Source organism: Lentilitoribacter sp. Alg239-R112 (assembly GCF_900537175.1).
In the GTDB taxonomy this organism is placed as follows: Bacteria; Pseudomonadota; Alphaproteobacteria; order Rhizobiales; family Rhizobiaceae; genus Lentilitoribacter.
Map to the genome: position 1 here is coordinate 981214 of NZ_LS999833.1, position 15280 is coordinate 996493.

Below are 15280 nucleotides of genomic sequence, written 5' to 3' on the forward strand. Positions count from 1 at the left end.
TATCTCCAATAAGTGGACGTAGCGTTCAGTTTCTAGCGTTCGCCGCGGCGGAATGGCTGCATAAGCGCTTGCGGTACGCGCGCGCGACGAGCCATCACCGCAAGGGCAGCGATGGAAAGAATATAAGGTATCATCAAGAATATCTGGTAGGGCACAACACCGCTGAGTACTGTTTGCAAGCGGAACTGAAATCCATCAAAGAATGCAAATAGCAGAGCGCCCAACAACGCTCGTGAAGGTCGCCATGAGGCAAAAACAACGAGTGCAATACAAATCCAGCCACGACCCTGTACCATGGTCGGGAAGAAACTGTTAAATGCAGAAAGCGTTAAAAATGCACCGCCTACTCCCATCAATGCGCTACCAACAATAACGGCACCATAACGAACGACAATCGGATTTATTCCTTGCGCCTCTGCGGCATGAGGGTTCTCACCAGTCATCCTTATTGCAAGACCAAGGGGCGTTCTAAATATGACATAGGCCAAAACGAATGCCAGCACGATGGCAAGATAAGTTGGTGGTGTTTGTGAGAAAAATGCGGGGCCAAAAAAAGGTATTGACGACAGACCAGGAATATCAATTGGCTGAAAAGCCTCAATTGTTGGCGGCGTACCCGCAACGGGCACCAGAAGTCGGAAAACATAATAGGAGAAGCTCGACGCAAATAGAGTGACACCTAAACCGCTAACATGTTGAGATAGACCTAGGGTAACAGTGAACAAAGCATGCAGCAGCCCGAATATGCCGCCAGCAATTGCGGCAACTAAGATACCCGTCCATAAATCCGCACCATTGAAAACTGCAAGCCACCCAATCATGGCTCCGAACGTCATAATGCCCTCTATACCCAAATTAAGAACGCCTGCGCGCTCACATAACAAAGCACCCAGAGTACCAAATATCAGCGGAGTCGCGATGCGTAGCACAGCAGCCCATAGGCCAGCTGACGAAAGTATGTCGATTATCTCGTTCATCTGCGGATCCTATATTGAGTGAAAAATATTGCGACCAACATCGACAATAGTGACAGCGCCACAGTTACATCTGCGATATAGGTCGGGATTTCCATCACCCGGCTCATCCCGTCCGCACCTACAAACATGGCAGCAATGAACAATGCAGCGAAAACAACTCCGATTGGATTAAGGTTTGCCAGCATCGCTACAACAATACCTGAATATCCAAACCCGGGAGAGAGCTCCGTCGTCACATAGCCTTGCACACCCATGACCTCAATTGAACCAGCCAGGCCCGCAAAGCCACCAGACATCATGGCGACTAAAACCAATGTTTTCCCCAATGGAACGCCTGCAAAAATTGCGGCCTCCGGATTAAGCCCAGCGGCACGAGACTGGATACCAAATACCGTCCGCGACTGAACAAAATATACGACCACCGCAAGTACAATAGCAATGAGCAAGCCAATATGAAGGCGAGAACGTGTTAGGAGCCGCGGCAGCATAGCCTCGTCATCAACAGGTACGGATTGTGGCCAACCAAATGCCAACGGATCTTTCAAGACAGTGTCGATAAGCATTGAAACAAATAGAATTGCAACGAAATTAAGCAAAAGTGTCGTTACCACTTCATCAACTGAAAACCGCAAGCGTAGCCAAAGAGGGATTAAAAGCAGGATCATGCCAGCTATTGCACCACAAATGAGAAGCAATGGAATCTGAACGATGCCGGGTAATCCACCCAAAAACTGTGAGCTGATCGCAGACACTGCAATTGCGCCCATATAGAGCTGTCCTTCCGCTCCAATATTCCACAGCTTGGCGCGAAATGCGATGGCGGCGGCAAGACCAGTGAACATCAATGGTATGGCACGGGTCAGAGTTTCTGTTGCTGAAAGTCGCGACCCAAATGCACCTACTGCAATATTCCAGTAAGCTTCGAACACCGGTGCGCCTGCTAATGCAATTAATACACCAGATAGAGCCAGCGCAACAACGATTGCGATAATTGGTGTTGCTACGACAAGCAATATGGGTTGGCGTTCACGCCGCTCAAATCGCATTTTGCACCTCCTCATCGCCCCACTCGCCGGACATCATAAGCCCCATTTTGCGCGCATTTGCATCTTTGGCATCTACATCAGGCGAAAGCCGTCCGCCAACAATTGCTTGTATTCGATCGGCAAGCGCTAGAACTTCATCTAAATCTTCTGAGATCAGCAGAACACCTGCTCCGGCTTTTCGAGCTTCTAAAATGCGCTGATGAACAGCTGCAACTGCACCCTCATCAAGACCGCGAGCAGGTTGGGCGGCCAGCAGCAAACGCGGTTGTTTAATAAGATTACGCCCCAATATCAGCTTCTGCATATTGCCACCGGAGAGGAGCCTTATACGGCTTGATGGTGTACCACCACGTACATCAAATGTGTCTATCACCTCACTTGCAAAAGCCATTCCGGCGTTTCGGTCAACCAATCCGTTTTTAGAAAATTCCGGTAAACGCTCAAGAATTGCATTTTCCCAAATTGCCATCTCACCAATGACGCCCTCATGGTTTCGATCCTCAGGTATGCGCCCAATACCCGCGTTAACAATCTCGGGAACAGAGAGATCTCCAACAGATTCACCAAATAGCATCATCGAACCTAATGCCCGTTTTGCTGTGCCGCTGAGCAACTGAGCTAACGCCGCCTGCCCATTTCCGGATACGCCTATTATGCCCAAGACTTCACCTTCGCGGACATGGAAATCCACCTCCTTCAAGCGGTCCACTCCTTCCACGCGAACTGTCACTCCTGTGGCTTCCAAAATGACATCGCCGGGAGTTGCGGCCGCACGGACAGGTCGGTTAACTTCACGCCCAACCATTAATTCCGCTAACTCTGCTTTATTGGTTTCGTTTACCAGACGCTCAGCAACTGATTTGCCGCCCCGCAAAACAAAAATTCGATCTGCCGTTGCCATTACTTCATCTAACTTGTGAGAAATAAAGATTAAAGACAGCCCCTGTTTTGCCATATCCTTCAAGGTGGAAAACATTTGCTCAGCTTCAATGTTGGTCAGAACCGCTGTCGGCTCATCCAGCACAAGTATGCGGGCATCATTGTAAAGCGCTTTTAAAATTTCGACACGTTGTTGCTCCCCAACGGATAGATCACCAAGGCGTGCATCGGGATCGACAATCAAGCCAAAACGCTTTGAGATTTCCATCAATTTAGCACGTGCTGTTTTCACATCGGTTGCTATCGACCAAATATCTTGCGTTCCGGTGATTACATTTTCAAGGACCGTTAGATTTGGCGCAAGTGAAAAATGCTGGTGCACCATACCAACGCCCGCACGAATAGCTTCCCGTGGTTTACCTTGTGGCAATTCAGACCCCATTACCATGACGTTGCCAGTATCAGGCACATAATGACCAAACAGAATATTCATGAGCGTTGTTTTGCCAGCGCCATTTTCACCCAGCAACGCGACAATCTCGCCCTTTGCAAGGTTTAGTGAAATATTATCATTAGCTAAATTATCGCCGAAGCGTTTGCTAACACCAGAAATTTCAAGTGCGTTTTCCGTCATTGATTTAATCCAGCAATAGGGAAGCGATGTTGCCAACGTAACTCGGTTTCTAACCGCGCGGCAAGACTTAGAAGAAGCTTCTCACAACCCATTGGAGCTAATATCTGTATAGGCAACGGAAGTGAATCTGCATCAGTACCAAATGGCAAGGTGATTGCAGGAAATCCTGAAATATTTGCAAGCATTGCCAAGGGAGAAAAAGCTGTCATCCGATCAAAGTGTAAATCTATATCGCGATGGTCTGTCGGAAATGAACCAATCGGCTTAGGCGCTGTTGATAACATTGGTGTAAACAGGCAATCAAAATTTTCGAAAAATTGCCACAGATCCCGACTCACCAAAACCATCTCATTCAATGAATGCCAAAGCCTTGTACCACTCATGCTTTGTCCACGCTCAAGCGCAGCTTGAGTGATCAACTCAGATTGCGAAAAGTCCCAGTTGGTACTTCTTTCCAATTCAGCAAGATTGATTGTTATAATATCTGCAAATACGCCTGTACTCACATCAATCAAGCGAGCAATCTTTGACCAATCCAATGGGACGATTTTGTGTCCATCAGCTTCAAGAGATTTAGCAGCAGCTTCGACTACTTCAACACGTTCAATTGATGTAGGATAGTCTTCGCCAGTTTCAGAAATCATACCGATACGCAATTTACCAGCGGGTACGGGAATTTGTTCAACGGGTGGGAATGGACCTCTTACATCTCCAGCAACAATATCAAATATGGAAGCTGCATCTCGCACAGAACGACAAACGGCCAGTTCACTTGCAATACCGCCTAAATGGTTGCCAAAGCTTGGACCCGCGGGAACAATGCCTCGGCTTGGCTTAAGCCCAACAAGTCCACAGCACGCAGCAGGAACACGAATTGACCCACCTGCGTCTGTGGCATGGGCAATTGAGACAATACCTGACGCGACAGCGGCGGCGGCACCGCCAGATGATCCGCCAGAGGACAGATCCGTGTTGAGTGGATTACGACATATAGGTCCGATAGCTGGCTCACTCGCGAGTGAAAGACCAAATTCCGGACTTGTTGTAACGCCAAACAAACAAAATCCACTTGCACGACAGCGTGCGGCAAAGATTGAATCCTCTCCATAAGCGCTATCTTTCGGAACAGCATTTGAGCCAACCCGAACTGGAAAACCTTCAAAAGGACCACCCAAATCTTTTGCTAAGGTTGGAACACCACCAAAATCTAAACTGATACTTTTTGATTTGTATTTATAAGCGTTGTCAAATTCTGCTGCCGCTTGCTTTCCCTTCTCGGGATCACAATAAACAACAGAACCAAGAAATGAGTTTTCCCCTAACATATCAAGCGAGGCTTTCATTGCCTCGCTTGCTGTTAGGTCGCCAACGCGAATTGCATTGGCAAGCGCAATCGCATCTGAATGCATCGTGCGTTAAGTCGGTTCAGCCATATTTTGTGGAACTTCAAATGTTCTCGCTTTAATCTGTGCTCGAACGGCTTCCATCTCTGCTTCCACTTCAGCAGGGGCAGACCCTTTTACATAGACGATATCGCTGCCACCTTCTTTCATCAAACCATAAGATGTATATTCACGCCCAACAGGTTTTCCAGCAACAGCATCAGCAATTGCAGCATTTAATATTGGACGGAAATTCCACAATGCATTTGCAAAAACTGTATCAGGATAGCGCGATGTATAATCGATCAGAGAACCAATGGACTTAATTCCACGCTCTTTGGCTGCATCAGCTGTACCGATTCGCTCACCAAACAGGATATCAGCACCCGCATCGATTTGAGCCAAACCAGCTTCACGTGCTTTCGGAGGATCAAAGAATGTACCAATAAAGCTCGTAAGATGTTTAGCATCCGGATTAACTGCCTTAACACCAGCTGCAAATGCATTGATAAGCATATTAACTTCAGGAATTGGAATAGCACCAACAGAACCAACAATATTGGATTTTGTCATTTTACCCGCAAGCATACCTGCAAGATAGGCGCCATCAAAGTTCCAGGTTCCAAATGTTCCGAAATTATCGCCTGAGAACGTACCGCTTGACCCCATAACAAACGATGTTTCAGGATAATCAGCTGCAACTGAACGAGCTTGTTTTTCCACAGGGAAAGTTTCACCGATTATTAGTTTAGCACCTTGTTCAGCATACTCGCTCATCGCGCGTGGATAATCTGTACCTGACACGCCTTCTGAGAACACATACTCGATCACACCTTCTGCTGCAGCGTCTTGCAAGGCTTTATGAAGAACTGAATTCCATGCATTTTCGACAGGTGAGCCGTGAATACCTGCAACCTTGATTGGGCTTGCGGCACGTACTGAAGGCACCAAAGCACTCGCACCCAGTGCCAAGCCTGAAGCAAGCATAAATCGCCGTGAGACAAGAGCATCATTATTATTTTTCGTCATAAAGCCGTTCCTTTTTTGATGATTTCACACAAACAATATGAGCTGACCAAATATGTGTCAAGCAATTCAAATGCCTAAACTTTCATCGAGAATTATGCTGTTTCTTGGCAACAAAAGAACTTCTTCTGTCACGTAAAAGACATGAAACTGTCAGCAAAATGAAAAACTTAAGCGGTAGGTCACTGAAATTGTAAATAGCGGGTAATTAGCTTCTTCAAAATTTGCTGAAAGCTAGCCCTACTCGTATCCATCAATTTGAAAGAGATCAAAATGTCCCTTCGTAAAATCGTATTAGCCGCTCTGCTCGCGTCGGCATCCAGCACAGCAGCACTTGCTGAAACTAACATTAACTGGTGGCACGCTATGGGCGGCCAGCTTGGTGAAACTGTTAATCAGATCGCTGAAGACTTCAATGCCAGTCAGGATGAGTATAAAATCACACCAGTTTTTAAAGGCACTTATGAGGAAGCTTTGACAGCTGGAATCGCGGCTTTCCGTGCAGGTGAGCAACCAAATATCCTGCAAGTATTCGATGCTGGCGCTGCCACTGTAATTGGCGCAAAAGGCGCAACAGTTCCTGTGCAAGACCTGCTTTCTGAAAATGGCGTTGACTTCGACATTAATGATTATATCGCCGGTGTCCGTTATTTCTACGCAGATACAAATGGCAAGATGATCGGCATGCCGTTTAACTCTTCAACACCAATTATGTATTTCAACGAAGAAGCCATGGCTAAAGCTGGTGTAACAGCTCCAAAAACATGGGAAGAATATGCTTCAGTAACAGCACCAGCATTGAAAGAAGCGGGCTATATCCCTCTTACTCAATCGCATCTTCCATGGATTTTTACTGAGAACTTCTTTTCTCGTCACGACATCCAGTTTGCATCCAACAACAATGGTTATGATGGCGCTGATACAACAATCAACATTAACCACCCAGCAATCAAAGCTCACTTTACTGCTTTAAAGGAGTGGAAAGATGCAGGTTTGTTTGAATGGCTCGGCACTGGCTGGGGCGACAATGCGAAACCTTTCGAAGAAGGTAAATCTGCAATGTGGCTTGGTTCTTCAGGCTCATTCGGTGGTTTGCAGCAAAAAGTTGATTTCAAGTTTTCGGCAACAATGCTTCCTTATTGGGAAGGTGTGACGAAAGAGCCGAAACAAACATTTATCGGTGGCGCTGCATTGTTTGCAATGTCAGGAAAATCAGAAGCTGAAAACAAAGCGACTGCTGAGTTTTTTCGTTTCCTTACATCTGCAAAAACGCAATATTTTTGGCATAAGGCAACAGGTTATGTGCCAATTACCGAAGCTGCTTACGAGCTAGCTCAAAAAGATGGTTACTATAAAGAAGCGCCTGCCGCTGAAGTTGGCATCCAGCAATTGTCTTTGCCAGCTGGTGATTGGACTAAAGGCTACCGTATGGGCTTCTATGTTCAAATTCGTGACGTTATGAACCGTGAATACGGCCGTATCCTAACAGGTGAAACAACTGTTGAAGATGGTTTTGCTGCAATTGAAAAAGAAGCTAATGAGCTTCTGGCTCGCTTTGCGAAAACACAGAACAACTCATAAATTTCTACCATCAACAAGTTGGGTGGGTGGTCTTTGACCATCCACCCAAATATTTAGAAAGTCATCTATCGTGAAGCGCGCCGCCTTTTCCAACCCCTGGATGCCACTTTTCCTGCTGATCCCTCAGCTAAGCATCATTGTAATATTTTTTTATTGGCCAGCTCTGCAAGCGGTCTCATCGTCTTTCTATCTACAAGACCCATTTGGGTTTAGCTCTTCTTTTGTGGGTGTAGACAATTATACAAACCTGTTTAACAATTCCGAATATATACGTGTTGCAGGGTTCACGCTTCTCTTTACAGGCTCTGTCACATTCTTCTCCCTCGCCTTGGGTTTATTATTTGCTGTAAAAGCCGATAAAGTTCTGAAAGGCGCATCATCCTACAAGACATTATTGATGTGGGTATATGCAGTTGCACCGCCTGTAGCCGGATTACTAGGTGTCAGTTTATTTTATCAAAACCATGGCCTCTTGACCCAGTTATTTGCGCTTTTTGGCTATGAATTTATTGTCGGTGTAAATTACAATGATACCGCCATTGCCATGATTATCGTATCTATCTGGAAACAGGTGCCTGTTAATTTTATCTTCTTCCTGTCTGGCCTGCAATCGGTTCCACGTTCTATCCGTGAAGCGGCAATTATTGATAATAATTCCGGTATAAATCGTTTTTGGACAATTACATTTCCTTTACTCGCGCCCACCTCATTCTTCCTCCTGATCACGAATATTACCTATGCATTGTTTGATACGTTTGGTGTGATTGATGTGATGTTGCGCAGCGAACCCGGGAACAATCCATTTACACTGGTTTACAAAGTATTTGTCGATGGCTTTCGAGGAAATGATCTGGGCGGTTCGTCAGCGCAATCGGTCATATTGATGCTCCTTGTCTTAGCCCTGACCATTTTTCAATTCCGGCTGATTGAGCGCCGGATACATTATACGTGAGAATGTCATGACCATTTTAAATCCTGCGCAAACCGCAAGTGCTGCGATCCAAACCAAATCGCGAAAACCCATCAAATGGGAAATCATTGGTGATCACGCGATTTTAGTACTGGGATCCTTATTTATGTTAACGCCAGTGGTTCTAACATTTTTGACATCCAGCCACGATGATTTAGCATTTTCACGAACCGGCCTTCAATGGACGTGGGGCGACAAATTTATTGAGAACTATGACCGGGCCATGTTTGAAGCTGGTGGTTTTAGTGGCACCATTGATGGCCTAACGATGCTCTCCAACTCGCTCATATTGGGACTAGGATTTGCCATTGGCAAAATTATCGTATCTATGATGGCAGCTTATGCGATTGTTTATTTCCGGTTTCGATTTGCAACTTTTGCTTTTTGGATCATCTTCACCACTTTACTTCTACCCTTGGAAGTTCGCATTCTGCCTTCGTACGAAGTTGTCCATAGTTTTGGGCTGGCAAACACCTACACAGGTCTAATCGTGCCTCTCATTGCATCTGCAACAGGTACGTTTTTCTTCCGGCAGTTTTTCCGCTCAGTGCCAGAAGAGTTAGTAGAGGCCGCACGTATTGATGGTGCAGGTTCTTTCAAATTCTTTATCGACATTTTGATACCTTTATCACGTACAATGATTGCCGCCATGTTCATCATCATGTTTGTCTTCGGCTGGAACCAGTATTTATGGCCCACTCTGATTACGACAGAAGAAAGCATGTTCACTTTAGTGCGCGGCATTAAGAACATCATTCAGTCGTTTACCGACAGCAACGCAATCCCTCAATATGGCGTAGGACTAGCATTAACGATCATCACAATGCTTCCCCCGGTTCTCATCGTCATCTTCTTCCAATCCTGGTTCGTCAAGGGCCTGACAGAGTCTGATAAATAGGAAATCCCAATGGCGACTGTATCACTCAAAACCATTCAAAAAGTATATTCCAACGGCTTTAAAGCTGTGCATGGAGCAAATTTGGATATTCAGGATGGCGAATTCATTGTACTTGTCGGACCGTCTGGCTGCGGTAAATCCACTTTACTGCGCATGGTGGCAGGCCTTGAAGAAATAACAAATGGTGATTTGTTTATCGGCAACAAAAAGGTCAATGATGTCGACCCTGCCGAGCGGGACATTGCGATGGTGTTTCAAAACTACGCGCTCTATCCTCACATGACTGTTTACAACAATATGGCCTATGGCCTGCGTAATCGTAAATTCGATAAGGCTCAAATTGATGCGGCGGTGAAAAAAGCTGCCAAGATGTTAAACTTAGAGGATTTTCTAGATCGCAAACCAAGTCAATTGTCAGGCGGTCAACGACAACGCGTTGCCATGGGTCGGGCAACTGTGCGTAATCCTGCATTGTTTTTATTTGATGAGCCCCTTTCTAACTTGGACGCCAAGTTACGCAGTCAAATGCGCATCGAAATTCGTAAGCTTCAACGCCAATTAGGAACAACATCGATTTATGTGACACATGATCAGGTGGAAGCCATGACAATGGCCGACAGAATTGTAGTACTAAATGGTGGACATATCGAACAGGTTGGAACGCCTGATGAAATCTATAATAAACCAGCCAGCACATTCGTCGCCAGCTTCATGGGAGCTCCTCCGATGAATATGATACCGGGGGAACTCGATAAAACTGGAAAACTTTCACTGGGGGAGTTGGGAGATATTAAACTTTCATCCGAACCAACAGAAGATGGTGATGTTCTTGTCGGCATTCGGCCGGAAAAAGTTCAGATCTCCAATGTTCCAAACGGGGTGACACAGCCGTTTTCTCATGATTTTACAGAAGAACTCGGCGCGACAAGATTGGTTCATGGCAAGCTGGGACATACACCTTTCATAGTTAATCTTCCACAAGAAAACAGATTGCCTGATGGTGATCTACACATAGCGTTGAATCCAGAAAATTTGCACATATTCGACAAAGATAAAGGCACACGTATCGAGTTAAAGAACACATGAAGCTGTTCGAAACCAAGACATGCGGTAAACTTCCACAAGTTCCGCCTCAGCTAAAACAAGAGATTGAGACTGCAGAGAGAACATCATCTCACCACCGCGCTTTGATGGACGAGCTTTCAGCAATGCATCTCATTGAGATTGGGGGAGTAGTATCACAAGACGCGCCCCTACCTCACGATCTGACGGTTGCTGCGTGGAATGTAGAACGCTGCCTCGATGTAAAGGGCAGTGCAAAATTATTACAAAGTCGTGCGCCTGACATTGTACTTCTGTCTGAAATGGACAGTGGTATGGCTCGGACCGGTCAGAAAAACACAACGCGCGAAATCGCCGAACTGTTGGGCATGAACTATGCTTATGTGTTGGAATTTTATGAGCTTGATCTTGGTAGCGCCATTGAAATTGAACTGGCGACAGATAATTTCAATGAATTTGGGTGGCACGGGAATGCCTTACTAAGCCGAACCAAGCCTAAAGACGTTGCGCTTATTCGCCTTGATGACCATGGCCATTGGTTCTGTAAGTCCGATGCCAATGCTAACGAGCCACGCGTTGGCGGCCGCGTTGCTGTTGCTGCTATTTTGGAAACAGCGGGTGGTCTTATTTGCACCGTTTCAACACATTTAGAAAGTGCGGGAAGTATCGCTGCTCGTCAGTCACAAATGGATCGGATTATGGCAGCCGTGGATATTTTTGCGCCTGATATGCCCGTGATAATTGGTGGCGATCTAAACACCGGAAACAATCTTCCCGACCCCGACTGGAAACGGGAAACATTGTTTGAAGCTGCTGAGCGGCAAGGATATTCATGGTCCAGCAATGATGATGGCACAACGACAAGACCAAGTCGACTGACCAGATTTCCTGACAAAAAGATGAAACTGGACTGGCTGGCACACAGAGACTTGAAAGCTGAGAGAACGCAGATCATTGAAGCACTTGATGATTACGGTGTCCCATTATCTGATCATGAGCTCCTCGTTGGAAAGTTCGAAATACAAATCTGAATATGGCTAATCCATCGCGGGCAAATATCTAGACCCTATCGGAGAACTGGTTATCTCGCGAGAAGCTTCTGATATGCCCCATGAACGCTCGTGCCACTCTTGATACTGGCTGCAAGTCATTGAGAGCAAAGTAACTGTGATACCTGATGGGAGAGATAAATGTCCGAACTTCCAAATTTTTATTTTCGTCGGCAATTGTCGGAAATGGATTGACGATTGCAATACCAAGATTACGCCGAGCAAGCTCGATCGCAGACACCGATGTTCCGACCTCCGCGACAATCTCGATGCTTACCCCTGCTTCATGAACGAGTTTTTCCAACTGATTGCGACGTTGATGGCGAGATGTAAGCGCAATCAACCGTTGTCGATCTAAATCCATTGGCGTTATGGCATCTAACTTCGCCAATTCATGGTTTAATGGCATGACACAGACTGCACCTGATTTACGAAAAGGTGTAAGACTTAACCCAGCTCGACTTTGCTCCACGCCAGTAAAGCCGATATCAAATCTATTTTCCAAAACACCGCTAATGACATCATCTGTGGTTCCAACCTCCAGGCTGATAAAAAAGTTCGGGTTATGGGTAAGAAACTTGGCAATATGGGGAATAAGCAACCGATGAGCGTAACTGGGCGGTGCTATAATCCGTAATGTTTCTTTTGCAGGTAACTTTGGCTGATCTATTTCATTGAGAGCCAGAAACAGATTGTCCAGTTTCGCATTTAATTCTATCGCTTCAATCGTTGGTACAAGCCGTCCGCCTTCGCGATTAAACAAAGCATGACCAATGCGCGCCTCAAGGCTGCTTAATGAGCGGCTAATAGCCGATTGAGACAATCCTAAACGTCGCGCCGCCGATATCGTTGTTCCACCTTCCAAGATTGATCGTAATGTCTGATATTCTCGAAGGCTATGCCAGTTTTCCCTCATGGGTGACTCCGTTTTAATATTATGCATTGGTCTATGATATAAACTCATAACTTATTTGATGGGAATTATGAAATTTAGTGATAACCTCATTTCACGTTCTTTATATCTGGGGAGTTGAATAGCTAAATGCATTCCAGTAATGCCGATTTGATATCCGAGACAGGTTTTCCTCTGGTCTTTGATGGACATAATGATGTCCTGTCAAAACTCATGAAAATTGGCGGACTGGACGTAGCTGATAGTTTTTTAACAGGTTGGGATGGAGCAATTGATGTCAAACGCGCTAAAACTGGCGGGTTTGGCGGCGGTTTCTTTGCGATTTATATCCCCTCACCCACCGACGAAAAGCTTCGTCTCAAAGCAATGAGCCAACCATCATTTGATTTGCCATTGCCGGAACCTATTCCATTTTCCAAAGCGACACCTTTCGCACAAGAACAAGTCGCCATTCTCCATCATTTGGAAAAAATTGGCGCGCTTAAAGTTTGTACGACAACTTCAGAATTACGCGAATGTATGGCAAATGGCATAATAGCTGCAATCATGCATATAGAAGGCGCGGAAGCGATAGATGAGGACCTTTATGCGCTTGATTTATTTTATCGGGCAGGATTACGCTCGCTAGGTCCGGTTTGGAGCCGATCAACCATTTTCGGTCACGGCGTTCCCTTTCGTTTCCCGAGCGATGGCGATATTGGGGAGGGTTTGACTGAGCACGGTGTCCGACTCGTGAAACGTTGCAACGAGCTAGGTATTCTGATTGACCTCTCACACCTTAACGAAGCTGGTTTTTGGGATGTTGCAAAACATAGTGATGCACCATTGGTTGCAACACATTCAAACCCGCATAAATTGTGTGAAAGCTCACGAAACCTGACAGATAAACAACTGGCAGCTATCGCTGAAAGTGACGGAATGGTCGGTGTAAACTTTTCTGTTTCTTTTTTGCGGTCTGACGGTCAAAAAATCTCAAATATTGACTTGGAACTTGTTGTTCGTCACTTTGATTACCTAATAGAAAAGTTAGGAGAAGACCGAGTTGGGTTTGGATCTGATTATGATGGTGCGGTTGTACCAGATAAAATTTCCAGCATTTCTGATTTACCCAACTTGCTGGAAACAATGCGCTCTTATGGCTTTGATGAGAACCTACTTATCAAGTTATGCCACAACAATTGGCTAAGAGTACTTGGGAAAACATGGAACGAATAAATAACAATAATCAAAAACTAAATGAGTAAGGGAGTAAAACTCATGAATAGATTTACGAAATTAATGGCCGGTACGACAATCGGCCTGACAATTGCCTTTGGCGGGCTTCCCGCTGCAATGGCTGAAACACCGGCAGACATGCTGGTTATTGCAAACCGCATTGATGACATAACAACACTTGATCCGGCTGAATCTTTTGAGTTTGCCGGCAGTGATGTGATCCGCAATGTTTATGCAAAACTCGTCAATTTGGATCCATTGGATTTGAAGGCTGGCTATAAGCCAGACCTGGCCGAAAGCTGGGAAGTCTCAGAAGATGGAAAAACCATTACATTCACAATGCGTGAAGGTGTGAAGTTCCAATCTGGAAATCCGGTTACCGCGGCAGATGCAGAATTTTCTTTGCGTAGAGCTGTGATCTTGAAGAAGACACCATCATTTATTTTGACTCAGTTTGGTTTCACACCTGAAAATATTGAACAAACGATCAAAGCTGACGGCAACAAACTAAGCATTACGACTGATAGAAAGTATGCAACTTCATTCGTTCTCAACTGCCTAACCGCAACAATTGGCGGCATTGTTGACATGAAAACTGTCATGGCCAATGAGGCCGACGGTGACATGGGTAACCTTTGGCTAAAAACCAACTCTGCTGGCGCGGGGGCGTATAGTGTTGTGAATTGGAAACCAAATGAGTCTGTTACACTACAGGCGAATGAGGATTTCTACCTCGGTGCACCAGCCATGAAACGCGTTATCGTACGTCACGTACAAGAAAGCGCGACACAGCGCCTACTTCTTGAAAAAGGCGACATTGATATCGCGCGTAACCTCAACCCAGAAGATATCGCAGGCGCTTCGAAAGCAGAAGGCATTGTAATCGATAACGATTTGCGCGGGCGCCTTATGTACACTGCGGTTAACCAAAAACACCCTGAACTTTCAAAACCGAAAGTTCGTTTAGCAATGCGTTATCTGGTTGACTATGAAGGTATGAAAAACAGCTTCCTTAAAGGGCAGTATGCTATTCATCAGGCTTTCTTGCCACAAACATATCTTGGTGCACTGGAAGAAAAACCATTTAGTCTCGATATTGAAAAAGCAAAGGCTTTACTGAAAGAAGCTGGTGCTGGTGAATTTGAGATCGAAGTTGGTGTGCGCGAAGCACAAGAACGCATTGAAATTTCACAATCTCTGCAAAACACATTTGCTCAAGTTGGTATTAAGCTCAACATCACTGTTGGTACAGCAAAGCAGATCTTGACGCGTTATCGCGCTCGTGAGCTTGATATGTATATGGGCGCATGGGGACCTGATTATCCTGATCCACAAACAAATGCTGGTACATTTGCATATAATCCAGATAACTCTGACGAAGTTAAAGCTACAGGCTTGCTGGCTTATCGTAATGCTTGGGATCCAGGTGATATGAACCAAGCAGTTGAAGCTGCTGTTATCGAGCCAGACCGTGAGAAACGTGCGCAGATGTACATGGACATGCAACGTAAGCACCAAATGGAATCTCCATTTACGGTTATGTTCCAGAAAATTGAACAGACAGCTCGTGATGAGGACGTCAAAAACTTCGATATCGGTGGCGCTATTACAGCTGCGGCATACTGGAAAGTAACGAAGTAGGATTTGG

The 15280-nt window shown here is 45.6% G+C and carries 13 protein-coding genes; 7 read left to right on the forward strand and 6 right to left on the reverse strand.

What is annotated here, in order from left to right:
- Positions 1-32 precede the first annotated feature (32 nt).
- From G3W54_RS05230 to G3W54_RS05250, 5 genes are read right to left on the reverse strand one after another with little or no spacing between them, the layout of a single operon-like run.
- Positions 33-977: an ABC transporter permease gene (locus G3W54_RS05230; protein WP_162652056.1), complete on the reverse strand. Its 945-nt coding sequence runs from the start codon at positions 975-977 to the stop codon at positions 33-35.
- Entirely contained in the window at positions 974-2023 is a 1050-nt protein-coding gene (locus G3W54_RS05235; protein WP_162652057.1) for an ABC transporter permease, read from the reverse strand. The genes G3W54_RS05230 and G3W54_RS05235 overlap by 4 nt, the downstream gene beginning before the upstream one ends.
- The gene (locus G3W54_RS05240; protein ID WP_162652058.1) at positions 2013-3536 is read right to left on the reverse strand and encodes an ABC transporter ATP-binding protein; all 1524 of its coding nucleotides are present in this window, start codon (positions 3534-3536) and stop codon (positions 2013-2015) included. The genes G3W54_RS05235 and G3W54_RS05240 overlap by 11 nt, the downstream gene beginning before the upstream one ends.
- Complete coding sequence (locus tag G3W54_RS05245; protein WP_162652059.1) at positions 3533-4945, reverse strand: amidase; 1413 nt, start codon at positions 4943-4945, stop codon at positions 3533-3535. The genes G3W54_RS05240 and G3W54_RS05245 overlap by 4 nt, the downstream gene beginning before the upstream one ends.
- Positions 4946-4951: 6 nt before the next feature.
- Complete coding sequence (locus tag G3W54_RS05250; RefSeq protein ID WP_162652060.1) at positions 4952-5947, reverse strand: BMP family protein; 996 nt, start codon at positions 5945-5947, stop codon at positions 4952-4954.
- Between the two features lie 270 nt (positions 5948-6217).
- Here G3W54_RS05250 and G3W54_RS05255 point away from each other — a divergent pair, with 270 nt between their 5' ends.
- From G3W54_RS05255 to G3W54_RS05275, 5 genes are all read left to right on the forward strand, one after another.
- The gene (locus G3W54_RS05255; protein ID WP_162652061.1) at positions 6218-7525 is read left to right on the forward strand and encodes an extracellular solute-binding protein; all 1308 of its coding nucleotides are present in this window, start codon (positions 6218-6220) and stop codon (positions 7523-7525) included.
- Positions 7526-7595: 70 nt separating this feature from the next.
- Positions 7596-8477: an ABC transporter permease subunit gene (locus G3W54_RS05260; RefSeq protein ID WP_162652062.1), complete on the forward strand. Its 882-nt coding sequence runs from the start codon at positions 7596-7598 to the stop codon at positions 8475-8477.
- A 124-nt stretch (positions 8478-8601) separates the two neighbouring features.
- Entirely contained in the window at positions 8602-9393 is a 792-nt protein-coding gene (locus G3W54_RS05265; RefSeq protein ID WP_244627903.1) for an ABC transporter permease subunit, read from the forward strand.
- Between the two features lie 9 nt (positions 9394-9402).
- Complete coding sequence (locus G3W54_RS05270; protein WP_162652064.1) at positions 9403-10479, forward strand: sn-glycerol-3-phosphate import ATP-binding protein UgpC; 1077 nt, start codon at positions 9403-9405, stop codon at positions 10477-10479.
- Positions 10476-11486: an endonuclease/exonuclease/phosphatase family protein gene (locus tag G3W54_RS05275; protein WP_162652065.1), complete on the forward strand. Its 1011-nt coding sequence runs from the start codon at positions 10476-10478 to the stop codon at positions 11484-11486. The genes G3W54_RS05270 and G3W54_RS05275 overlap by 4 nt, the downstream gene beginning before the upstream one ends.
- A 28-nt stretch (positions 11487-11514) precedes the next feature.
- Here G3W54_RS05275 and G3W54_RS05280 read toward each other — a convergent pair whose 3' ends face one another.
- On the reverse strand, positions 11515-12420 hold the full coding sequence (locus tag G3W54_RS05280; RefSeq protein ID WP_162652066.1) for a LysR substrate-binding domain-containing protein: 906 nt from the start codon (positions 12418-12420) through the stop codon (positions 11515-11517).
- Positions 12421-12546: 126 nt separating this feature from the next.
- Between G3W54_RS05280 and G3W54_RS05285 the strand changes: the two genes are divergently transcribed.
- The gene (locus tag G3W54_RS05285) at positions 12547-13632 is read left to right on the forward strand and encodes a dipeptidase (protein WP_162652067.1); all 1086 of its coding nucleotides are present in this window, start codon (positions 12547-12549) and stop codon (positions 13630-13632) included.
- Between the two features lie 42 nt (positions 13633-13674).
- Positions 13675-15273 (forward strand): ABC transporter substrate-binding protein, encoded by a 1599-nt coding sequence (locus G3W54_RS05290; RefSeq protein ID WP_162652068.1) that lies wholly within the window; start codon positions 13675-13677, stop codon positions 15271-15273.
- Positions 15274-15280 lie beyond the last annotated feature (7 nt).